Source organism: bacterium (genome assembly GCA_016708315.1).
GTDB lineage: Bacteria > Zixibacteria > MSB-5A5 > CAIYYT01 > CAIYYT01 > JADJGC01.
Map to the genome: position 1 here is coordinate 115658 of JADJGC010000004.1, position 22958 is coordinate 138615.

Annotated in this window: 22 protein-coding genes and 1 pseudogene; 5 read left to right on the forward strand and 18 right to left on the reverse strand. The window is 50.7% G+C overall.

All coding sequences use genetic code 11. The features are described from left to right. The first annotated feature begins 112 nt into the window (after positions 1-112). The gene (locus IPH59_05810; GenBank protein MBK7091223.1) at positions 113-1336 is read left to right on the forward strand and encodes a hypothetical protein; all 1224 of its coding nucleotides are present in this window, start codon (positions 113-115) and stop codon (positions 1334-1336) included. A gap of 78 nt (positions 1337-1414) precedes the next feature. On the opposite strand, the gene IPH59_05815 is transcribed toward IPH59_05810, so the two are convergent. The 9 genes and pseudogenes from IPH59_05815 to mnmG form a co-directional block, all read right to left on the reverse strand. Then, entirely contained in the window at positions 1415-1999 is a 585-nt protein-coding gene (locus IPH59_05815; GenBank protein ID MBK7091224.1) for a hypothetical protein, read from the reverse strand. Between the two features lie 181 nt (positions 2000-2180). Beyond that, positions 2181-3188 carry a MoxR family ATPase gene (locus tag IPH59_05820; protein MBK7091225.1) on the reverse strand — a complete coding sequence of 336 codons (1008 nt, stop codon included), beginning with the start codon at positions 3186-3188 and terminating at the stop codon, positions 2181-2183. Between the two features lie 158 nt (positions 3189-3346). Then, on the reverse strand, positions 3347-4051 hold the full coding sequence (locus tag IPH59_05825) for a hypothetical protein (protein MBK7091226.1): 705 nt from the start codon (positions 4049-4051) through the stop codon (positions 3347-3349). Positions 4052-4218: 167 nt separating this feature from the next. Next, the gene (locus IPH59_05830; GenBank protein ID MBK7091227.1) at positions 4219-4599 is read right to left on the reverse strand and encodes a polymer-forming cytoskeletal protein; all 381 of its coding nucleotides are present in this window, start codon (positions 4597-4599) and stop codon (positions 4219-4221) included. Positions 4600-4612: 13 nt separating this feature from the next. Then, on the reverse strand, positions 4613-5437 hold the full coding sequence (locus tag IPH59_05835; GenBank protein MBK7091228.1) for a M23 family metallopeptidase: 825 nt from the start codon (positions 5435-5437) through the stop codon (positions 4613-4615). Next, positions 5438-6322: a ParB/RepB/Spo0J family partition protein gene (locus IPH59_05840; GenBank protein ID MBK7091229.1), complete on the reverse strand. Its 885-nt coding sequence runs from the start codon at positions 6320-6322 to the stop codon at positions 5438-5440. Continuing rightward, positions 6319-7077: a ParA family protein gene (locus IPH59_05845; protein MBK7091230.1), complete on the reverse strand. Its 759-nt coding sequence runs from the start codon at positions 7075-7077 to the stop codon at positions 6319-6321. The genes IPH59_05840 and IPH59_05845 overlap by 4 nt, the downstream gene beginning before the upstream one ends. 93 nt (positions 7078-7170) lie before the next feature. Continuing rightward, positions 7171-7791: a 16S rRNA (guanine(527)-N(7))-methyltransferase RsmG gene (rsmG, locus tag IPH59_05850; GenBank protein ID MBK7091231.1), complete on the reverse strand. Its 621-nt coding sequence runs from the start codon at positions 7789-7791 to the stop codon at positions 7171-7173. Further along, a pseudogene (gene mnmG, locus IPH59_05855) lies at positions 7791-9651 on the reverse strand (tRNA uridine-5-carboxymethylaminomethyl(34) synthesis enzyme MnmG). The gene rsmG and the pseudogene mnmG overlap by 1 nt, the downstream one beginning before the upstream one ends. A 414-nt stretch (positions 9652-10065) precedes the next feature. Between mnmG and IPH59_05860 the strand changes: the two are divergent. Further along, positions 10066-11928, forward strand: coding sequence for a carboxypeptidase regulatory-like domain-containing protein (locus IPH59_05860; GenBank protein MBK7091232.1), 1863 nt, complete (start codon positions 10066-10068; stop codon positions 11926-11928). Between the two features lie 42 nt (positions 11929-11970). On the opposite strand, the gene mnmE is transcribed toward IPH59_05860, so the two are convergent. From mnmE to IPH59_05895, 7 genes are all read right to left on the reverse strand, one after another. Then, on the reverse strand, positions 11971-13362 hold the full coding sequence (gene mnmE / locus IPH59_05865; GenBank protein ID MBK7091233.1) for a tRNA uridine-5-carboxymethylaminomethyl(34) synthesis GTPase MnmE: 1392 nt from the start codon (positions 13360-13362) through the stop codon (positions 11971-11973). Continuing rightward, positions 13359-15020, reverse strand: coding sequence for a membrane protein insertase YidC (gene yidC, locus IPH59_05870; protein ID MBK7091234.1), 1662 nt, complete (start codon positions 15018-15020; stop codon positions 13359-13361). The genes mnmE and yidC overlap by 4 nt, the downstream gene beginning before the upstream one ends. 7 nt (positions 15021-15027) lie before the next feature. Further along, positions 15028-15249 (reverse strand): membrane protein insertion efficiency factor YidD, encoded by a 222-nt coding sequence (gene yidD / locus IPH59_05875; protein MBK7091235.1) that lies wholly within the window; start codon positions 15247-15249, stop codon positions 15028-15030. Continuing rightward, positions 15242-15535, reverse strand: a complete 294-nt coding sequence (gene rnpA / locus IPH59_05880; GenBank protein ID MBK7091236.1) for a ribonuclease P protein component — start codon at positions 15533-15535, stop codon at positions 15242-15244. Before rnpA ends, yidD begins: the two co-directional genes overlap by 8 nt. A gap of 31 nt (positions 15536-15566) precedes the next feature. Then, positions 15567-15716, reverse strand: coding sequence for a 50S ribosomal protein L34 (gene rpmH / locus IPH59_05885; protein ID MBK7091237.1), 150 nt, complete (start codon positions 15714-15716; stop codon positions 15567-15569). A gap of 236 nt (positions 15717-15952) precedes the next feature. Further along, entirely contained in the window at positions 15953-16498 is a 546-nt protein-coding gene (locus IPH59_05890; protein ID MBK7091238.1) for an NUDIX hydrolase, read from the reverse strand. A gap of 51 nt (positions 16499-16549) precedes the next feature. Continuing rightward, on the reverse strand, positions 16550-17368 hold the full coding sequence (locus IPH59_05895; protein ID MBK7091239.1) for a ZIP family metal transporter: 819 nt from the start codon (positions 17366-17368) through the stop codon (positions 16550-16552). A 135-nt stretch (positions 17369-17503) separates the two neighbouring features. Here IPH59_05895 and IPH59_05900 point away from each other — a divergent pair, with 135 nt between their 5' ends. Next, positions 17504-19192 carry a serine hydrolase gene (locus IPH59_05900; protein ID MBK7091240.1) on the forward strand — a complete coding sequence of 563 codons (1689 nt, stop codon included), beginning with the start codon at positions 17504-17506 and terminating at the stop codon, positions 19190-19192. A 58-nt stretch (positions 19193-19250) separates the two neighbouring features. Here the strand turns inward: IPH59_05900 and IPH59_05905 are convergent, their stop codons facing one another. Further along, positions 19251-20033, reverse strand: a complete 783-nt coding sequence (locus IPH59_05905; GenBank protein ID MBK7091241.1) for an enoyl-CoA hydratase/isomerase family protein — start codon at positions 20031-20033, stop codon at positions 19251-19253. Between the two features lie 9 nt (positions 20034-20042). After that, a complete protein-coding gene (locus tag IPH59_05910) occupies positions 20043-20900 on the reverse strand; it encodes a 3-hydroxybutyryl-CoA dehydrogenase (GenBank protein ID MBK7091242.1) in 858 nt (285 codons plus the stop codon). 173 nt (positions 20901-21073) lie between these two features. Between IPH59_05910 and IPH59_05915 the strand changes: the two genes are divergently transcribed. Continuing rightward, a complete protein-coding gene (locus IPH59_05915; protein ID MBK7091243.1) occupies positions 21074-22042 on the forward strand; it encodes a phosphate butyryltransferase in 969 nt (322 codons plus the stop codon). Continuing rightward, entirely contained in the window at positions 22039-22947 is a 909-nt protein-coding gene (locus IPH59_05920; GenBank protein MBK7091244.1) for a hypothetical protein, read from the forward strand. Before IPH59_05915 ends, IPH59_05920 begins: the two co-directional genes overlap by 4 nt. The last annotated feature ends 11 nt before the right edge of the window (positions 22948-22958 follow it).

Consider the following 22958-nt stretch of genomic DNA (forward strand, 5'->3'; position numbering starts at 1 on the left):
GGTCGGCGCAATTCCCATTTGCTAATTCTTCGGCGTGAGGTTTTAATCGGTTGCTAAAAGCTGGCAATTGCTTAGATTACCTAAGACCCTACTGGCCGATAGGGAGAGACATTTGTTTTTTCGTACGTTGCTGTTGATCGCATCGGCGGTGGGGATTCTATCCCCTTCACTATTTGCGCGGGTGCTTCAAGTCCCCGCTACCTACCCGTCAATTCAGGGCGCAATTAATGTGTCCATTGCCGGTGATACTGTCATTGTGTCCCCGGGAATCTATTTCGAGAATATCGATTTTCGCGGCAAATCGATTATGGTCGCATCACAATTCCTGCTGACTGCCAACCCGGCAATCATTAATCAGACAATTATAGACGGCAGCCAACCCGGCGATTCTGACTCTGGTTCCGTCGTCAGATTCATATCCCAGGAAGATACGCTCGCGGCGCTGGTTGGATTCACTATTCGCAACGGTGTCGGTACACTGATTCCTGGCAGCTTTGCCGGCGGCGGCATACTTGTGAGCAATTCAAGCGGCCCAAAAATTCGATATAATATAATCCGAAACAACAGCGCTTTAGTGGGCGCTGGAATTGCCGTCAGAAGTTCATATCCGACAATTGAACACAATGCCTTTACTCAAAATGCATCACGTGATGGGGGCGGTCTGTGGCTTCAAGGCTCCTGGATCAGGGTCAATCACAATGTCATCCACGCCAATATTGCCGAGAGAAATGGCGGTGCGATTTGTATCCAAAATTCGTATGGGCTGTTTACAAACAATAGCATCACGAACAATTCGTCGCCGATCTGCGGCGGAATCTTCTGCAGCGGCGGTCTGTGGGAGATCAGCAACTCCAATTTCTACCAAAATCAAGTTGCGAACTTCATCGGGTGTGGTGATGCCACTCTCGGCGATAACAGCAAGTCACGCAACTACAACCTCGATTCTGCAGACATTTTCGATAACATCTTGGTCAATCCGCAATATGCCGACGCGGCTGCTTTTGACTTTCAGATTCGTTGTGACTCGCGTCTTGTCGATGCCGGTACTGATCTTCCCAAGACGTATCCGTTGGGCGGTTCAAGGGAAGACATCGGAATGTTTGAGTATCAGTATCGCGTTGGAGATCCAACCTTGGACGGCAAAGTTAACATCGCGGATGCCGCTGCCTTAGTTAATGCCATTTTCCTCGGTACGCCGCTTGAATGCCCGACGTACGTGTACGATTGCGATTGCAGCCGGCGTGTCAATGTCAGCGATTTGGTAGCTTTGATTAACTTCTGGGCGGGCTTCAGTTCAGTTCCATCTTGTCTGTTTACACCAGCACCAATAGACTAACCTAAAAAACAAATGCCCCCGGTGGCTCTCGCTCGACTGGGGGCTAAGTTGTTAGCGTCTTATCAATTACAAATTCAATTATCGACGCTGAAATAGTCCTGCCAACTGGTTGATCGTTCCACCCAAGACAACCATCCACTTGTCACCCGACTTGCGCGCTGAAACGACGTCAGTGGAAGCTTCCGCATCAGTGGCCTGCAACTTCATGTGAAACACATGGTGCCGCAATTCTTTACCCTCGTCAACCGACCCTACAAATTGTACTTCTGCACCGGCGATCATCATCGAAATCTGAGGAGCCAGGCTGGTAATCCAATTCATCGTGCTTGAGTAGAACTCCAGCGAGTCCTTTGAAGTAATTCCATCCCAATCGGTCGCACCAGCAAAGAACGGCAGAAGCGGATCCGCCGGATTGCCTGCGTTCTTGATGTTGGTAAGCAACGGCACCAGCGTACCCTTGAACTTGCCCAGCTCCGCCGGATGAACCGTGAGCCCACAGGCTTTCCAGTCGCCAGCACGAGCTGCGTCAAAGTACTGTTTCACGATTTGTTCGGAATTGTCGCTCGCCGTTTGACCGCAAGCGATGCCGGCGACCAATCCAAATACTAACAGTGCGCCGAGCAGTCTCTTACCCCAAGACCGATGAGCTTTGTTGAATGTCACGTTTACTCCTTATTTGATTGAATAGCATGCTTTAGGGGAGGGAATATATAAATTATTCTTGCCAGAGTAACTGAAATCTGCCCAAAACTGAATTTCCTGAGCCCACGTCCGATTGTCGAAGGCGCTGACGACTCAGGATTCCGGCAACTGGCACGCTCTTGGAATGGCTCGCGGTTAGTGGCTATTTCTCTTTTACGTCGACCAACAGCTTGTCAATAATCTGCAATGCATCGACGCCATCAGCCTCCGCATTGAACGACGTCACAATTCGGTGGCGCAGGACCGGTTTGGCAACGTATTGGACATCCTCAATTGACGGCGTGTATCGGCCGCTCAAAATGGCGTTGGTCTTGGCGCCCAAGATCAGGTACTGCGAAGCACGTGGGCCAGCACCCCAGGTTACCCAATTCGCGATGTAATCGCGGACTTGGCCTTCGGTGCGGCGTGTGGCACGAACTAACTTTATCGCATAATCAATGACATGATCCGATACCGGCACTTTGCGCACTAATTGCTGAAGTTGCTGAATTTCGCTCCCGCTCATGATCTTGCCGACATCCTGACGCATCACCGCAGTTGTCGATTTAACTATGGCGTGCTCTTCCTCGTACGAAGGATAGTCAACGTGGATATTGAACATGAAGCGGTCAAGCTGTGCTTCCGGCAGCGGATAAGTACCTTCTTGCTCGATCGGATTCTGCGTTGCCAACACAAAGAACGGCTCATCCAACTTAAATGTATGGCCCGATGCTGTCACTTCGTGCTCTTGCATTGCCTGAAGCAACGCCGCCTGTGTTTTGGGAGGCGTACGGTTTATCTCGTCAGCAAGAACGATGTTGGCGAAAACCGGCCCTTTCACAAACTTAAATTCGCGCTGACCGGTCGACTTGTTTTCTTCCAATATTTCAGTGCCGGTTATGTCGGATGGCATTAGGTCAGGCGTGAACTGGATACGCGAGAACTTCAGATCAAGCACGCGAGCAAGAGTTGAAATCAGGAGTGTTTTTGCCAGTCCCGGAACTCCCACTAAGAGGCAATGCCCGTTGGAAAGCAAGGCGATCAATAGCTCATCAACGACACGATCCTGTCCGATAATGACCTTGCCGATCTCCGCCTTGATTCTCGTCCGCGCGTCCTTGAGCTTTTCTACCGCCTGTAAATCTGCGGACTCTTTGATCTGATCTGCCATTTATTCCTCCGAACAATACCGTCTAATTGTGGGACTTGGAACGTTCTGTGGAATCCCGTTGGAGCAATGAAGAAGCTGGGGGAAACCAACTGCGCAAGTCGCAAGCGTCATAACCGCTTATACGGACAAATGACGCGCCTGACCAAATTTGTTTTCAGCTATTTAGAATAATTCACTGCCGTGGTTTTGTCAACCAGGCGCGATGTGAGAACTGCGTCGCGAGATATCTGCAACGAGTAACTGAAATTGCCGTCGGTGACGATCGGCTGAGAGAAGCGAAGATCCAGCATCCCGGGAAAGGTCGACCCGATAGCGTTCACCAGCCAGATGAACCCTGACTGTCCGCCGTTGAGTTCGTGATTTGGAAGTCTGGTCAGAGTCAAAACGGTATCGTCCGGCCCGTGGAGATAGTATATGCCATTCATTCGATAACAGTCCACCAATCCGAGTACCTGGCAGACCTTCTTCCAGCGAACGACTTCGACTCCAATAGCAATGCTGTCCGCTGTGAACGGCACCATTTCCGAGGTTTCCAGACTATTCTGATCGGTTGATTTTACCACCATGCGCGGCTGCTTGAATTCTTCATAGATGAATCCAATGTTTGCCATGGGAGGATTTTCGCCGAAAGGTGTGAAGCGACTGACTTCGGCGTTGAACCAATAGCAGCCCTGAGCTACAACTATCAAGAGAATTCCGGCGGCGGAGAGAATCCACGGTCGTGCTGAGCGCTTGCTGCGGAAGTAAACGGACGTGGTGATATTGTCTTTGAGTCGGCGAGCTATCGAAACAAACACAAATAGTAGGCATGCCAGCCCACTGAAGAACAAAACTGTCCCAGCTACAAGGAAGAATGTGCCCAAAGTGAGTCCGCCTTATTAAATACTAAACAATCTCAAATCAAGCTCTTGTGGATAACCCTTAAATCGTCCTGTTAAGTCCAGACTACATCACGTTGCTCATCAATGCGTTACGGCAATTTCCACATTGTTGTTTAAGTTATCCACAAAGGCGTACTGTTACAACTCGGTTAGAGCTGTGGCTTCTTATCTACCATTTTATTATCGGGTTTTTGTTCGAATTCTTTTAGGCCTTTCATCTGACAGGAGCCATGAAATATCGCGCCTTGCTCGATTACGATGCTTTTTGTCACTAAGTCGCCAACTACCTTGGCTTTAGCCTGCATTTCGGTTTTTTCTGATGAATGGATGTTTCCGACAACGGTACCGGCAACAACGACAACTTTGGCTTCAATGTCTGCCTCAACCTCGCCGGTGGCGCCAATCGAGACTGTTTCATCCGATACTACCTTGCCTTTTAACTTGCCATCGACGCGAAGTGTGCCCTTGACTTCCAATGTGCCTGTGAAAACACTATCTTTTCCGATGATGGTGCTCAGATTTTCTGCCATCGCATCTTCTCCTTTAATGAGATTGGGAATTATTGTTTTTACCATAATATTCTTCCGGATCCACCGGTAAACCGTCAACTCGCACTTCATAGTGGACGTGCGGCGCCGTGCTGACTCCAGTACTGCCCGACAATGCAATCGTCTGGCCGTATCGCACTTGTTGACCGGTTGCTACCAGTAATGTGTCGTTGTGTCCATACATTGTTTCGACACTATTTTGATGTTTCAATACTACCTTCCAGCCGAAAGCGTCGTCCCATCCGGCAAAAGCGACTTCGCCATCTGCAGTTGCCATTACGCGAGTTCCGCGTTTGACCGCTAAGTCAATACCGAGGTGTCGCGTCTTAGGATTGTCCGCCGTGGGCCGAAACGTACGCGAGACAAAACCCTGTACTGGCAATCCCTTCGGCGTGCCGACAGGTCCTTGGAAAGTATCTACTGGATCCGTAATCAGAGTCGGTTCCTGAACCATGGTGGTTGAATCAGTGATAATGGCCCCAACTTCCGGTGCCTCCATGCCATACTGTGCCAAATCGATTCCTGCCAAAGTCGCAACTTGCCCAAGCATATTGCGATAAACTTGCAGATTGCTTTCCAGCAAGACGATCTTTGAATTCAGCCGGCGCAATTCTTCATTCTCCCGCACCAGCTCCTCGCGTTCATTGGAATGGATGATCAGCCTCGCATAAGTAAACGTTCCTATTATCGAGACAACAACCAGCAATCCGACAACACCCAATACTATGTAATAGAGAAGTCGGGTAAACTTGATCGTTACCGGTTGTTTGCCGGTCTCGAATATCAACATCAATGTAATTTGTTGTCCAAGACTTGACATTTATAGTTCTACCCCTAACAACTCAAGAATGCGCGTTAAATCCGAATCTCCGTAAAATTGTATCGATATTTTTCCGCGCTTGAGCCCGCGCTGTATTGTCACCGCTGTTCCCAATCTCCGTTTAAGCGCAGTTTCAGCCTGCGAAATCTCAATGGGGCGCGTCTTAAGCTTCAAGCTTCTGCCGCGTTTCTTGCGCTGGCCGCCATAGATGATTTCCTCGATTGCGCGTACCGTGAGATCCTCTTCTATGATCTTACGAGCCAACTCCAGCTGCTCTTTTTCATCTTCCAGTGCCAGAATCGCTCGAGCGTGCCCTTCTTTCAACTGTCCTGCAGCAATCTTCTCTTTGACTTCAGGCGGCAGATTTAGAAGCCGCAGGGTATTGGCAACTGATGATCGGTCCTTACCGACGCGAGTTGACAACTCCGATTGCGTCAGGTTGAATTCATTGACCAGTCGTTGATAACCTTCCGCCAATTCCAGCGGATTCAAGTCATCTCGCTGGAGATTCTCTACGATCGAGATTTCCAGCATATCGCGGTCGCTCAATTCCTCAACAATGCGCGCCGGTACCTCGGCCAATCCCAGTCGTTCAGCAGCACGGAAGCGTCGCTCACCGGCAACGATCTGGTATTTTCCTCCGACCGGACGGACAAGAATCGGCTGGAGTACGCCTTTCTGCGCTATCGAATCTGCCAGCTGACTCAGCTTCTCTTCAGCAAAGAATTTTCGCGGCTGATTCGGATTTGCCACCAGCTGATCCAACGAAATCATCTGAAATCTATCGCCATGCTCCGGTTCAACTGCGACCGGGGTCGCGATTGGAACGGCCGGAGCCGTTGGGATCAGTGCCGACAGGCCTTTTCCCAGCGCCGGTTTTTTCATATCCGTAAGACCTCCTCCGTCAGCGAGATGTAGTTCTCTGCACCGGTCGAACCAATATCGTATAGGATAATCGGTTTTCCGAATGAAGGTGCCTCGCCCAGGCGGACATTGCGGTTAATTATCGTAGTAAAGACTTTGTCTTTGAAATGATTACGCGTTTCTTCCATCACTTGTCGAGCCAGGTTGAGGCGCGGATCGAACATCGTGATCAAGATTCCACCAATCGTCAGTTTCTGATTCAGGTTCTGCTGCACCAATCCGATTGTGTTGATCAACTGGCTCAGCCCCTCGAGTGCATAATACTCCGCCTGAATCGGAATCAACAAATGGTCGGCCGCCACCAATGCATTTAATGTTAGGAGTCCTAATGATGGTGGGCAGTCAATTACAATATAGTCGTAATAGTCCCTGATTGCGGATAGCTTGTCGCGCAGAATCGTCTCGCGATTGTTGCGCTCCACCATCTCCAGCTCTGCGGCCACCAGATTGATGTTCGCAGGGATGATGTCGAGATACTTGATGTTGGTCTTGAGCACGACCTCTTCAACACTCTTGTTGTCGCTAAGTAGATCATAGACTGAGACCGCCAGATTCTTCTTGTCGATACCCATTCCCGAAGTCGCATTGGATTGCGGGTCAAGATCGACAAGCAGAGTCGACTTTTCGGCAATGGCAATACAAGCAGAAAGATTGATGGCTGTGGTCGTTTTGCCCACTCCACCTTTTTGATTGACAACTGCGAAGATCTTGGCCAGAAATCCCTCCTGAGTACGCGAATCCGTTCGAAAGGCTAATCTATGATTCTACCGCAATTTCGCAATAGAAACTTCTGGATTTGATCGATTAAATCAGATTTTCTTGAGAGTGATGAGGTTTGAAATGCGCCCAGAAGACGAACTCTGATATTCCTGGGAGTTCTCGATTTTAAATCCAGCGTACTCGGAGCTTGCGGCTTCGCCCGCGATGCGAGGAAGGATGAGCTTACCTGAAGGCTTGATATGTGGCAATGCCAGCGCGCAGATCAGTTCCAGCGAGCCAAAGGCCTTGGCAATTGCAAAATCGCATCCAATTGGAGCTACCTCCTCAACCCGTTTCCAAAGGAACTGACAGTCAGTGAATCCGAGTCTGCGAGCGGCGCTCTTCTGGAATTCGATTTTTCGCTGGTTGGAATCAACAGTCACGATCCGTAGGTCGGGACGGACGATTTTGTGAATGATCCAAGGGAATCCGGCGCCTGAGCCGATGTCGAGCAACAATGCTCCTTCGGGATACTCGATCAGTGGCAGCATTGCCAGTGAATCATAGATGAGATCCCCAATGACGAACTCGGTCTTATTTCTGGAGACTAAATTGACGTGCTGGTTGACTTCGATGAGGTAGTCTCGGAAAATCACAATCTGCGACTCGACTGCCGCATTCCCGAGTGAGAGTAGCTTCAGAAGGTCAGAGTATGCGTGGCGGGGGCTCATCAATTTGTTTCACGTGAAACACTGCCGGCATAGTGACGCTTTAAGTGAATCATCAACACGGTGATATCGGAGAATGTAATGCCGTTTAAACGCGATGCCTGCCCCAAGTTTATTGGCCGATACTGCTTCAAAACTGCGATTGCCTCCTTTTTCAAGCCTGAAAGCGCCTCAAGATTGAAATCATCTGGAATCTTCCGCGATTCAAGCTGGCGGAAACGGTCAATCTCTCGCTGTTGTTTTTCCATGTAGCCGGCGTATTTTATGAATATCTCGAGCCGTTCTCCAAGTCGTACCGGAAACGCTCCGCACTCCTCATCAACTTTGGCGAGATCGGAATAATTCACATTCGGACGCTTCAGCAAAATCCCCATCGGCAGTTTGTCGCCGTTGGCGTCGGGATCTACAAGGGAAGCCGAAATCGACGTCTTGTGCAGCCGTTTGTGCTCCAGATCAAGCATGTCACGATCGCCAAGATAGCGCTCCATCATAGCGTCAGTGACCAAGCCAAAGCTCCGTCCAATTGAAATCAAACGGTCGTACGCATTGTCTTCCCGCAACGCCAACCTGTATTCAGCTCTTGAAGTGAACATCCGGTATGGTTCCATGGTACACTCTTGTAACCAGATCATCAATCATCACTCCAATATAGGCTTGCGCGCGATCTATAATGACCTGAGGATGGTTTCTCAACTTCGCAACAGAGTTGATTCCGGCAATTAGGCCCTGTGCTGCGGCCTCTTCATATCCCGAAGTCCCATTGATCTGGCCGCAGAAGTACAGATTCTCCAGCACCCGCGTTTCCAACGTTGGCTTTATTTGAAATGCCGGGAAGAAATCGTACTCGATAGCATAGCCCGGACGCTTCATAATCACATTCTCAAGGCCCGGAATCGAATGAAGTATCTCCAACTGGACATCTGCCGGCAGGGAGGTTGACAGCCCATTGATGTATATCTCTGAAGTGTCAAGTCCTTCCGGTTCAATAAACAACTGATGTCGATCCTTGTCTCGGAATCGATGAATCTTGTCCTCAATCGAAGGGCAGTATCTTGGTCCAATGCCCTGAATATTACCGGAAAACATCGCCGACCGATGGATATTGGCTTCCACGATCTTGTGAGTCTCTGCAGTTGTGTAGGTAATGTGGCATTTTACTCGGTTTTGTACCGCTCCTATAGTCCGCAACGAAAACGGCAAGAATTGGTCATCGCCCGGTTGTGGTTCCATCTTCGAGTAGTCGATCGTATTGCCTTCGAGTCGAGGGGGGGTGCCGGTCTTAAGCCGACCCGGTTTGAATCCCAAACTCTGCAGCGATTCTGACAGGTGGAGCGAAGGCGCCTCGTTGACTCGCCCGGCAGCGGTTTGCTCTTCGCCGATGTGGATGAGTCCGTTTAGGAATGTGCCGGAGGCAAGAACGCACGCGGTCCCGGAAATCTCTCTTCCGTCGTTTAATATTACATGACTGAACTTGTTGCCTTCATTGCCAATACCGACAACCATTCCGCCAACAAGAGTCAGATTCTCAATCTCTAAGAGCACTTCCTGGGCAAACTCACGATACAATTTCCTGTCGCATTGAGCCCGTGATGACCATACTGCTGGTCCCTTGCTCTTGTTGAGAGTTCGGAAATGAATCCCTGTTCGATCTGTGATATAGCCCATCAGTCCGCCAAGGGCGTCGATCTCGCGCACAAGTTGGCCCTTGCCGACTCCGCCGATTGCCGGATTGCACGACATCTCGCCGATTTTGGCCAGATCACCGCTGATCAGTGCCGTGGAAGCGCCCATTCGGGCTGCAGCTGCAGCAGCTTCAATTCCGGCGTGTCCGCCGCCAATAACTATGACTTCGAAATCCCTCATGGTAGTTGGAGATAATACGCGGTAAACACACCAAAATCAAGCGGGAACGTCGCAGGCAGTTTCACGTGAAACTACCAAGCTTCCGAGGTATCATATCAAATCTTCGCCACATCACAGAATTTGTCAATGCATACAACCATATAATTTGTCAGGACTTACGCGTCCAAGTCTTGTTTGCGGTCTTTTTCAAGAACGACATAAGTTGGAAGCTACTCCCATAATAGCGAGAGTCACCCACTGAATCTACTGGTATGCTTCCGGTCGAACTGTCGTTGCTAATTGACAAAAGAGGAGTTTCTGCTTATAATGGATATTCTACTACATTATCATTGGTGTCGACTGGTTTAGTTGCTCTGGTTTGCACGAAAACTGATCGCGCAAGCCACTGCAGAATAACAAATGGAGTTTCATACTGTGAAATACTCAAGACCGTTTGCATTGACCGTTGCGACTATAGTGAACTGCATAGTGATTTGCTCTGCATCTGCAATCGCCGGTATCTTTACTGGCCACGTCTATGATGCCGCCACCGGTTGGCCGATCCCTTGTGCCGAGTTAATCGTTGGAAACAACTTCATTTCAAATGCAATCACTGTTACTACTGATTCTGCAGGCTATTATGTAACACCAACCATCGCTGATCTGACCGACTACACCGTGCTCGCTTCGGCTCCAGGATATGAGTCTACAACTTTGCTGATGCAGACTCCACATGCCGGAACCAACGTCTTCTTGAACAGGCCTGATTCTGGATTTCTTGCGGAGACACTGAATCAAGGATTGGTGCACTACCAACTTAATGATGGCGCAAGTCACCGCGTTGGCAGTGATGTGACCGAATTTGATTTTCCCAACATTGACGCCGACAATGCGCTGATTGACTCACTGCTCGCTTCAATCGGCACCGATTCCGCGCCTACAGAAGTCGATTCCGTAATCTGGATGAAATGCTCGCTTGTCTGGGAGTGGTTACAGACGAATGCCCGATACATTAACTCCTACCCGGGCGATCCGGTGGTGCAAGCGGCATGGAATTACATGATGAGTTACGATGACGGCTATCCATCAATCGAAGCTATTGCCGCCACCTATATCGAGTACGGGTTCATCGTCTGGGGAACATGCATGAGTCGCGCCCACATTCTTACGACGATGCTCTACAAAGTCGGACTCTCGCGTGACCGCGTTGCTATCGCCGAAACTCGCTGGCAATTGCGCTACAGTCAACACATGTACTCAGTAGTTTGGCTGGCAAACCGGTGGCTTTATTTTGATCCTTCATCTATTGGAGCGACATTCCCGCCGTTCAGCGAGTTTCGTTCGGTCCCGACAGGAGCTTCCGGATACATGGACTACTGTCATCCCTATGAGTTGATGCTAATTCCCGGTTCAAGCATTTCGGCCGTTCCTGACATTATGAACCGCCAACACAACTCAGACAATGCGGTTATCGCCGCGCCTCCGCAAGGTACTCACGTGATTACCGAAAACGTGATTGTTACCGGCGTTTCCGGAAATCCTATTATCATAGAGGTCACTCTCAACGGAGCAGTTATACCCGTGACCGACGGTTCATTCACCGCTGTTGTCCCCCTGTCAATTGGTACTAATCTGGTTGTGGCCACGGTCAAGGATAACGGCGTTCCGTTTTCCGACACGATAATCGTTGTCAGGACGAAGCCTGATTGTGATAGTGATGGAACTGTCGATCTTGATGATAACTGCCCAACAATCGCAAACCCGGATCAGCCGGACGAAAACGGTGACGGTGTCGGCGATCACTGTGACGGCAAAATTCACTGCTATCAGAATGCTCCGCCAGCCGGTTACCGGGGTGTGCCATACTCTTACAAGATGACTTCGGTGGGTGGAACCCCACCATTAAGTTGGACTCACACAAGCGGCAATCTTCCACCCGGCTGCAAGTTTAATGGTGGCTCACTCGGAACAATCACCGGCATTCCCAGCCAATCCGGGGAGTACAGTTTCGCTATTGCAGTCTTCGATTCACACATTCCAGCCAAATCCGACACGGTAAGCCTGACCATTCAAATCAACAACCCGCCGTTTGTTTGCGGCGATGCCGATGGCTCAAGCATCGTCACCATTTCCGACGCAGTCTATTTGATCAGCTACATCTTTGCGGGTGGATCCGCTCCCGATCCACTGTTGTCGGGTGATGCAGATTGCAGCGATGCCATTACAATCTCAGATGCTGTGTACTTGATTAATTACATTTTCGGTGGTGGTACGGCGCCGTGTTCGGCGTGTCCATAGAATGGATAGTTATTCAGACGAAGAAACCAAGGATACTGGCGACTATTTTCCGATACAGAATCGACTGAAGATCTCTGATAGCAGGTCATCATTAGTGACCTTGCCGAGAATCTCTTCCAGTGCTTCCACTGACTGATGCAAATCAAAAGCCAGCAATTCGAAACTCTCTTCTTGTTCAAGCTTCTGCCGCACACTGCGAAGTGAGTCGATAGCGAGAAGGATCGCACGGTAATGCCGTTGATTTGTAATGATGTTGTCACCGCTTGTGATAGCAGACGATGAGGAAGCAATGACATCGCCTACTCTCTTCAAGAGAATATCGATGCCTTTCAGTTCTTTAGCAGAGACAACGATAGGGTCGGCACTGTCTAGTTCAGACTGCAGGTCAGCAATCTGAAATCCGGTCAAGAGATCGATCTTGTTGAGAACGAGAACGATTTGGCGCTCCGGAAGCTTGGAAAGAAATTCGCGAATTTCCGTGACTGTCGCCTTGGTGGCATCAAAGACGGCAACTACGATGCCCGCCGCTTCAATCTCCCGTTTTGACCGCTCAACTCCCGCCGCTTCAATGTGATCGTCAGTCTCGCGCATTCCTGCGGTATCAACAAAACGAACTACAATGCCATTGATGTCGATTTTCTCAGCAATTGTGTCGCGCGTCGTTCCGGGTGTCTCGGTTACTATTGCGCGTTCTTCGGCAAGTATGGCATTGAACAGCGACGACTTCCCGGCATTGGGCGGTCCGACAATCGGAACCTGCATTCCCGAACGTAAAACCTCGCCATGCTGGAAACTGTCCGCCAAGCGCGACAATTTTCCGGCAATGCCATCGATCTTGTTAAGCAATTCAGATTTCTCTTCGCGAGGAATATCTTCGTCTGGGAAGTCAGTGTAGGCTTCAAAAAGTGCGCCGATTTCGACCAGCTCATTGCGGAGATTGCCGATGTACTCCGAGAGCCTCCCCGAAAGTTGATAGACCGCAGCCTGCTGAAATGCCGTTCCCTCCGCTGCAATCAGATCCGCCACGGCTTCTGCCTGAAGCAAGTCTATCCGGCCAGTCTGGAATGCCCGCAGTGTAAACTCACCGGGCGTAGCCTGGCGCGCGCCGGCATTGACCGCCATCTCGACAATTTGCTTGAGGATTTGCGGGTTTCCGTGTGCTGAAATTTCGACGACGTTTTCACCCGTGTAGCTATTGGGCGCTATGAAGACTGCCAAAAGAACTTCGTCGGTGAAGGTCCGGCGGAGCGAGCCTTTGATGTAGCTGTGATGTATTGTATGTGACTTGACTTCGCGAAAATCACGCTGCTCGTTTACCAACTGATTGGCAATTTCGAACGCATGATTTCCCGAGATGCGAATGACTCCTATACCGCCATAGCCCGGAGGAGTCGAGATCGCGACGATTGTCTCGTCGCTGTCCGGGAGCCTCATTTTACCTGTGGATTAAGCGTCTGCAGGTCATTGCGCTTAATCAACAACTGCTCGCCGATCGAGAGTATCGAGTACATTGACCAGTACAATACCAATCCAACCGGAAGTCCCTTCATGAAGAAGAAGAACATCACCGGCATCAAGTACACCAGCATCTTCTGCTTGGGATCGGTGATCGACATCTTCTGTTGGAAGAACATCGCCAGAGTCATGATAATCGGCATGATATAGGGGAACGGATCCGGCTGTGATAGATCGGGCCACAGTCCGATGAAATACGCCTGACGGAATTCGATCGTCGAGCTAAAAACGGTATAAAAACCATAAAGCAGAGGCATCTGCGGCAAGAGCAGAAGGCATCCGCTGAACGGGTTCACGCCCTCTTCCTTGTAGAGCTTCATGATCGACTGATTTAGTTTCTGCGGATCACTCTTATACTTGGCCTTAAGCTCTTCCATCTTCGGCGCCAGATTCTTCATTGCCGCCATCGATTTCAGAGACTTGCGGGTCAGCGGGAATGTAACCAACTTGATAAGTATTGAGATGACGATAATCACGACACCATAGTTAGGAATGAACTTGTGCAGCTGAACCGTAAGCCAGAAGATTGCGTGCGAGAACGGCTTGATAATCTTCCATCCCCAGTTCATCAAGTCTTCGAGATTGGTATTGTAGTGCTTTAGCACATCGTATTCCAGCGGTCCAACGAACAACTTGAATTTGTTCTCGATACTGAGGTTCGCACCGGAAGGCATAATGATACCGGTTGAGATAACCCGTTCATTGTAACTGCCATCGACTCCCACTCTGGTTTTCTCGGTGCCGCGGAAGTAGGCGCCATTGCTGGTATGATTATCGGGGATTATTGCATAAGCAAAGTACTTCGAGCGGGAAGCAACCCACTCGGCATTGCCGGTGATATCGCGCACCATCTTGCCGTTTTCGAATGAATCATCGGTCTGCAGCTCGCCGGCCATATATGCCGCCGACTTGTAATTCGAGAAGTCATCGCTGATATTTTTCTCGGTGGCAGGAATTCCTGGCATCCAGCTCAACACATATTCCTTATCGAGGCCGAGTTGCTGCACACCATTGATTTTCAGTACCAAGTCAAAGTCGTATTTGTCCGCATAAAAAGTGAACTGCTTGACGATTTCGCCGCGATTTGGAATTTGCGCGGTAAACGTCACAATCTGGCTCCCGGTACCGCCGGCCAGATTGACATCTTGATCGTTGGAAGTAAACGAAATTGCGTGATCTGTGAATCCGCTGATAGCCGACATCACCGTAGGAACCGGCTGCGCGTCAACTGGAAGCATCTCCAAGAGTTTGCCGTCGGTGTATTTGTATTCCTTCAGGGTGAGCTTGCTTATACCTGCACCCTTGTTGGTCAAGACAGCTGAATAGTATTTCGTCTCGACGCTGATCAACTTTTCGGGAATCGAATCAAGCGAAACAACTGCGCTATCCATAACGGGCATCGATTCAGGCGCCGTCGCTGGTGCAACTGCTGAATTCTCGGGCATCGACTGCGCCAATGAATCGGCAGTGATCCCGGCAGGCTGAGGCGGTCTCGGTGCGGGCTGATTGAAAAATTGCCAACCGACAAAGATGAGAAATATCAGTACGATGGCGATGAGTGTATTGCGATCAAACATTTATCAATTACTCCACTGGGTCATACCCGCCTGGATGCAGCGGATGGCAACGGCCGATGCGCTTGAAGCTCAACATCGTGCCTTTTAGAAATCCGTAACGTTCAAGCGCCTCAAGCGAGTAAGCCGAACAGGACGGATAAAAACGACATACTTTGGGCAATAAGGGGGAAAGTACTATCTGATAGACTCGAACTAAGACCGCGACGATTTGCGCTAACAGCTTATTCATTTGTCAGCAACTGCTCCAACTGCGCGGATACCTGGTTAAACCCCAGATCAACAGCGGTCTGTTTTGCGGAAAGGACAATAGCGGAATCAACTGGCCACAGTTCCTTGTGTGTACGCACATACTCCCGCATCAGACGACGGACTCGATTGCGGGTTGGCGCATTACCAAGTCGCTTCGGAACACGAAAACACCAACGGCTTGATACCCCCGGTGTTGGAAAGCGATGCATTCCTATATGCTCGCCTTCGCGACGATCTCCTGAACGCAGTGCCTGTCGGATAAGCATGCCATCCGACAGACGACAGCTCTTGCCAAAACTATGATCTTTCGTCAGATACGGTAAGTTTATGTCTGCCTTTGCGGCGTCTTCTCGACAGAACGGCCCGGCCATCCTTGGTCTTCATTCTCTCACGAAAACCGTGATCGTTCTTCCGTTTCCGCTTCGAGGGCTGATATGTTCTCTTCATTTCTCTCCTAAGCTATTAACCCAATTAGCTGATTATTTTACATCTCCGGCAAGGCTATGTCAAGGGATTATTGCTTGCTTGGCTACCCGTTAGCCTCTGCCGGACTCTGATACCTGTGAATCCCCGCCTTTGCTTCCAAGGATACGGGAAATTCGGAAATCTTTGTATCTTTGAGCCAATAACAAATAAACTAAGCCGTTGATGTGAAATCGGTTACGGCTATGCATTTGCTCAGACTATTTGATTCTCTTTGGGGTCTTCCGCAACATCCGCAAGATCGATTCTTCCGATGTCCGCTCCAAAACCTCTGCCGCAGTTAGCCAACGCAGATCGTGCGATTCATCGCTGATTATCAGCGGGACCGTGTCGTCGGCTTCACAGATAAAACGGACATCATAATGAAAATGTTCCGGTACCCCTTTGTGCCCAGGAATTCGATGTATATCAAGATCATATATCTGATCTGACAGCGGTTCAACTCGATATATGCCCGATTCTTCCCGCGCCTCGCCAAGTGCGACCTCAAGGACACTCGGGTTGCCGTCGGCGTGACCGCCAAGCTGTAACCACAGCTCCAGCTTCTTGTGGAAGGTCAGAAGGAAACGATCGCGCGCGGGATTCACTATCCATGCTGATCCCGTGATGTGCCCAATTTCGAGAGAGCGTTCGAAGCAGTTCGGATTAGTCTTGATGAATTCTATGAATTGGTCGCGGCAGTTGCTATCGCGTGGATCGCGAGGAATGAAGTTTGCCAACTTATCCAAGATGTCTCGTCTGTGCATGATGGATTCTACACAGTCAAGGCGATCTATGCAAGAGCGATGCGCTTGGCGCTAACCCAAGGCTACGTCAAGAATCATCATAACTGTGAATCCAACCATGACCCCCATTGTTGCGACGTGAGAATGTCCCGAAGTCTGCGACTCCGGAACCAGTTCCTCAACGACCACGAATATCATCGCTCCCGCTGCAAACGAAAGTGCATACGGCAGAATCGGTTTGGCGGCAATTACCAGCGCCGCACCCAACATACCGGCAATCGGCTCGACGATTCCCGACAGTTGTCCGTACCAGAAGGCTTTGAATCGCGAAACTCCCACTCGCCGAAGTGGCATCGAGACTGCGAGCCCTTCCGGAAAATTCTGGATTCCGATGCCCAGCGCCAATGCGATCGCTCCCGCCAAGTTCGCCGACGGCAAGTCAGCCGCGACTGCGCCAAATGCCACTCCCACAGCCAGGCCCTCGGGGATGTTATGCAACGTAATCGCCAACACCAACAGCGTGCTTCGATGCCACGCGGTTCTGATACCTTCAGCGTGCAGTCCGCTTTCTGTCATATGTAAATGCGGAAGCACCAGGTCCAGACCGCGCAGAAAGGCAGCACCAAGGAGAAATCCGACTGCGGCAGGTACCCATGCCGGTACCGGACCGTTTTCCGACATGTCGATTGCCGGCGCCAACAGCGACCAGTAGCTGGCGGCTATCATCACTCCCGCTGCGAAGCCGAGCATCATGTCCAGCGCTCTTCGGCTGACCTCTTTGCTGAGGAAGACCCCGGCGGCACCGAGTGCCGTGAGCCCCCAGGTAAAGCAAGTCGCTAAGAGCGCCTGAATCACCGGGCTAAGATTGACAAACCACTCACCAAGAATCATAGGGCTGAATAGACATCAATGTAGATGTTAAGTGCAAGGCAAAACTATGGCGACAAAGACTTCGATTCTCACTTGACACCGGCGGGTACAATGTATCATCTAAGTCTGACAATTATTCGAGACTACCTGGAGGAAATGGTGATCAACAAATTGAAACTACGAAGCAGCCTGACATACGCATGTCTCTCATTAGCATTGATACTAATAGCAGCAAGTTCGTTAGCAAGCCCTGCTGGAACTGAGACACAGTATCGCCAATACCTAGAAGCGGCCGAAAAGGTTCAAAACTTCACCGGCGTCGCGATGGTCGCGCGCGAAGGCAACATCATCTGGGCGCAAGGTGTCGGACGGGCTGACTTTGAGTCGGACCGCGTCAATTTCGTAGATACCAAGCTCGCCATTGGTTCTGTCACCAAGCAGTTTACCGCAGCTGCAATCATGCGGCTCCATGAAGATGGGAAGCTCGGACTCGATGATCCGATCTCCAAGTACTTTCCCGACTATCCGGAAGAGGCCGCAAACAAGGTCACTATCCGGCACCTTTTGACGCACACTTCCGGCGTTGTCAATTTCACGAATCTGCCTGTCTATTTGCAGTGGAAAGAGAAGGATATTCCGCTGGATGTTCAGATCAATGCGATCTCCACACTGCCTCTCGAGTTCGAGCCCGGCACAAAATTCAGCTACAGCAATTCCGGATACAAGCTTCTTGAAGCAATCATTAACCAAGTGTCCGGCAAGCCGTGGCATGTTTATGTCGCAGAGAACATCCTTGCGCCTGCGGGTATGTCGAATTCTGGTTACGACCTGATGACTGTCGACGAGAAGGATCGCGCACTCGGCTACCTGTTCGACGACAACGGCAAACCCAAACGCACGGAGTTGCCGGTTGCAAGTACGCCGGGCGGCGCCGGCGCTCTCTACAGCACCGTCGGGGACCTAGCCAAGTGGGACGAAGCGCTGCGCGGCGAGAAGTTTCTCAAGCGCGCATCACTCGAGGCCATGTTCACTCCATTTGTCGATCACTATGGCTTCGGCTTCATGATCGACTCTGTGGCGGGATATCAACGCATTTGGCACGATGGCATGGTCGATGGTTTCCGCAGTATGTTCATTCGAATTCCGCATGAGAAGCTTTGTATTGCCGTACTCGCCAACAACCATACACTCGATGCCAGTCGGGTGGCAAATCACTTAATGGCAATAGCACTGGGACTGCCTTACGATGTGCCTGTTAATAAGACCCCAGCTCCTGTTGACACAGCCAGTTATCAGGATTATGTCGGCGCATACGATCTTGGCAACGGCCAGTATCGCATGATCACCTCCGAAAACGGCAAACTCTATTCACAACGATCTGGTGGAACGCAGTCTCAGATTTACCCCGAGTCTCCGGACAAGTTCTACTATGAACAAAACCACGCGACAACTGTCACGTTCGTTCGTGATGATGCCGGCAAGGTGGTCGCCCACTCAATCCATCAGGAAGGTACCGACTTGCGGCACGAAAAGATGACTGCGGGACAAACAGCAGCGATTCTTGCCAAAACCGCTGCCATCAAAGTTGACCCGGCAATCTTTGACCGATACGTCGGCGAGTATCAGTTATCGCCGGTTTTTTCCATTACGATCGAACGCAAAGAAGATCGCATCTTTGCGCAAGCCACGGGTCAGCAGCAATTCGAGATCTTCCCGAAATCAGAAACGCGGTACTTCCTCAAGGTTGTTGATGCTGATATTGAGTTTGTGATGGGTGCTGACGGCAAAGCGGAAAGCCTGATTCTTTTCCAGGCGGGCATGGAGCAAAAAGCGATCAAGAAGTAAAGAAAGAGCCCGTCGCACATTGTCGTGCGACGGGCTTCAATCTGCTATCCAAAGAGAATTACTTCCCTGTAAACTTCGCGTCGCGTTTTTCGAGAAACGCGCCAAGTCCTTCATTCTTATCGTCTGTCGCACACAGTGCGGCAAAAGCCTGAATTTCGAATGCATTCGCATTCGCAAGATCAACTTCGCCGCCGCGATTGATCAGCTCCTTGGCATACTGCACGCCAAGGGGGCTCTTCGACAGGATTGTATCAGCCAACTTGTTGGCCTCCGCAATCAGTTGGTCTGCAGGAAAGACGAACTCCACCAGCCCAATGCGCAATGCCTCGTCAGCTTTTATGATCCGTGCAGTGAATGTCAACTCCTTGGCGCGTCCCTTGCCAACCAAGCGAGTCAATCTCTGCGTCCCGCCGAATCCCGGTATGATACCGAGATTGACTTCCGGCTGACCCATCTTGGCAGTCTCTGAGGCAACACGAATATCGGTCGCCATGATGAACTCGCAGCCGCCGCCCAGCGCGAAGCCATTGACGGCACTGATCGAGACAATCTTGGAATTCTCGATTTGTGCGAAAACTGAATGACCGGTTTCGACAAACGTTTTGCCCGTTACGACATCGAGTGTCTTAAGCTCGCCAATGTCGGCGCCGGCAATAAACGCTTTCTCGCCCGCACCGGTGAAGATCACCACTCGGACCTCGCCGCCATTTTCCATTTCCGTGAACGCTTGCTTGACTTCCAGAAGCGTTTCGGTGTTTAGCGCGTTAAGCGCCTTGGGGCGATTGAGCGTAATTGTCGCTTTCGCACCTTGAACTTCAACAATGATATTATTGTAAGCCATCTTATCTCCTTACTTCTTTGCGTAATCGTAGAATCCGCGTCCCGATTTGCGGCCAAGATACCCCGCCTTGACCATACGCTTAAGCAGCGGCGGAGCGGCATAGTGCGGCTGGCGGAACTCTTCGAACATAATCTCGCCGATGTACATAATCGTATCCAACCCGATGAAGTCGGTCAACTCCAACGGTCCCATCGGATGCGCACAACCGAGCTTCATTGCGTTGTCAATTTCTTCTTTGGTCGCCAGTCCGTGTTCGTACCAGCGAATCGCATCGATCAGGTAGGGCACAAGCAGGAGATTGACGACGAATCCGCAAGAATCCTTGGCTCGGACGACGACTTTACCGACCGACTCAGCAAATGCAATAGCATCCTTGAATGTCGTCTCGTCCGTCATCACCGTGTGTACGACTTCGACCAGCTTCATCACCGGAACTGGATTGAAGAAGTGCAGTCCGACAAACTTGCTGCGTCTTGAAGTTTCAACCGCCATGTCGGTAATCGACAGGGACGACGTATTGGAAGCAAAGATCGTCTCCGGCTTGCAGGCTTTGTCCAGTGCCTTGAAGATCGGAATCTTCACTTCAAGATTCTCAGTAACCGCTTCGATTACCAAGTCACAGTCAGCCAGATCTTCCAACTTGGTTGTCGTCGAGATATTGCCAAGAATCTTCGCTTTGTCATCTGCCGTAGCTTTGCCTTTTTCGATGGCCTTATCGAGCAGCTTCTCGATTCCCTTCAGACCCTTCTGGAGCAGTTCTTCCTTTTCTTCGCGCGCAACGACCTTATAGCCGGCGGCAGCAGTAACCTGGGCAATGCCGGAGCCCATCTGCCCGAACCCCACGATTCCGATTTTCTTAAAACTCACGATTCCCTCCTGAACGGGATATATCAATTCTTAAATGCAAGTTAGCTCGATCCGACATTAAGTCGCCCGATGTATTCCAGAATAGATGACTACTTAATCCAAGTCAAGCCGCTCAAACGACATTTCCGGTCGATTTTGTGACTACCGCTTAGAAAAGTTGACTTGACAGCAGAATGTTGCTACATTCCCCCGCGATGACCTTAGACTATCAGGCAATCACATCGGCGGATGGAATCATCAATGCCGCCAAAGTCCTCGGATCAAAGTATGGCCCGTTCAAGGTCGCCGTTGCTGCTGCCGAGGACGACGATGTCCTCAAAGCTTGTGCCGAGGCTGCCGAGCTTGGATTCGCCTTCTTCACACTCTTTGGTTCTGAATCCAAACTGCGCGAAATCGGCGAGAAGCATAAGATTGACTTCTCCGGGTTCACGATAGTCAACACTAAGGACGCCAACGAGTCCGCCCATCTTGCCGCTGAGTCGGCTGACAAAGGCAAGGCTGATCTCATCCAGAAGGGCTTCCTTTCGACATCTGCGTTACTGAAGACTGTTTTGTCGCGCGACTTCTCATTGCGGGCGGCAGACACTCTGAATCATGTCGCTGTCTTGGGATTCCCCGGCTATCACAAGCTACTTGGACTTACCGATGGCGGTATGGTCGTGAAACCGACCTTTGATCAAAAAGTACAGATCATCAATAACTCGATAAAGCTGTTTCATTGTCTTGGATATGAAAAACCCAAAGTCGCCGTGTCGGCTGCGGTTGACTATATCCACCAGCGGTTGACAGCCACAACCGAGGCTGCCCAATTGACCGCAATGAATAAAGACGGCCTGATCCCCGACTGCGAAGTCTACGGACCGGTAACCTTCGATGCTGCCACATCGCGCTCAGTCGCGCTTAGCCGCGGCATTACTAACTACGTTGCCGGCGATGCTGATATCTTTTTGGTAGACTCGATCGAAGAATGCAACATCGTCTCCAAGACGCTGATCTTGCTTTCACCAGCGACTTTTGCGGGGGTTATCGTTGGTGCCCGGGTACCGGTCAGTCTGGTTTCGCGCACCGACACAGCTCGCAACAAACTGGCATCGATCTCCATCGCCTGCTTGTTCTCGCACTATCTCAAGGCGGCCAAGTGATGTTGAAGAATTTTGCCGAGATCGAAAAACAGGCTCGCGAGAAAGCGACCGATCCACTTCTTGTCGCGTTTGTCGAACCGCACGAACCAAAACTGATTCAAGCAATCGACCGGGCGATGAAGAACCGCCTCATCAAGCCCGTCATGATCGGCGATGAAGCTGCGATTGCCAAAGCCTCTAAGGAAATCGGTGTCGATACGCTCGGCTGGGAACTTGTGCGTTCGCCAGAGCCGAACTACTCAGCATATCAAGCGCTGGAGCTGATCCGCGACAACAAAGTCGGCGGTATCTGCAAAGGCGTTTTCGGCGTCAAAGATTTCCAGTCATTGTTGTTCGAACGCAAACTTGGGTTCCGGGTGTCGAAAAACCTCGCTTCCGGCCACCTTGTCTGCAAAAATGAACAGTTGGATCGATTGTTAATACTTTCCGATCCAATCGTGAATCCTGACCCGGAAATGATGGACCTGGTCGACATCCTCAACAATGCCGTCGCGCTGGCGCGCAAACTTGGCAATCCTCTGCCCAAGGTTGCCCTGCTTGCCGCGGTTGAAGTCATCTATCCGCAGATGCCGGTCACGATCGTCGAAGCCGTCATCTCCAAGATGGTCGACAAGGGCCAGATCAAAAACTGTCTCGTCGACGGTCCGCTCTCGATGGATGTTGCATTGATGGAAAGTGCTGCGAAAGAAAAAGGCGCCAAGGGTGAAGTTGCTGGTCACGCCGAGGTCCTCATCGGTCCCAGCCTTGCCACCAGCTACGGTGTTTACAAGGCTCTGACAATGTTCACGAAGAGCGAATCTGGCTTGATAATCACAGGCGGCAAAGTCCCGGCAGTGATCACATCCGGCAACGACACCGCCGACACGAAGTATAATTCGTTAGTTCTCGCCGTCGCGACGCGGTAGACGCGTTTCCC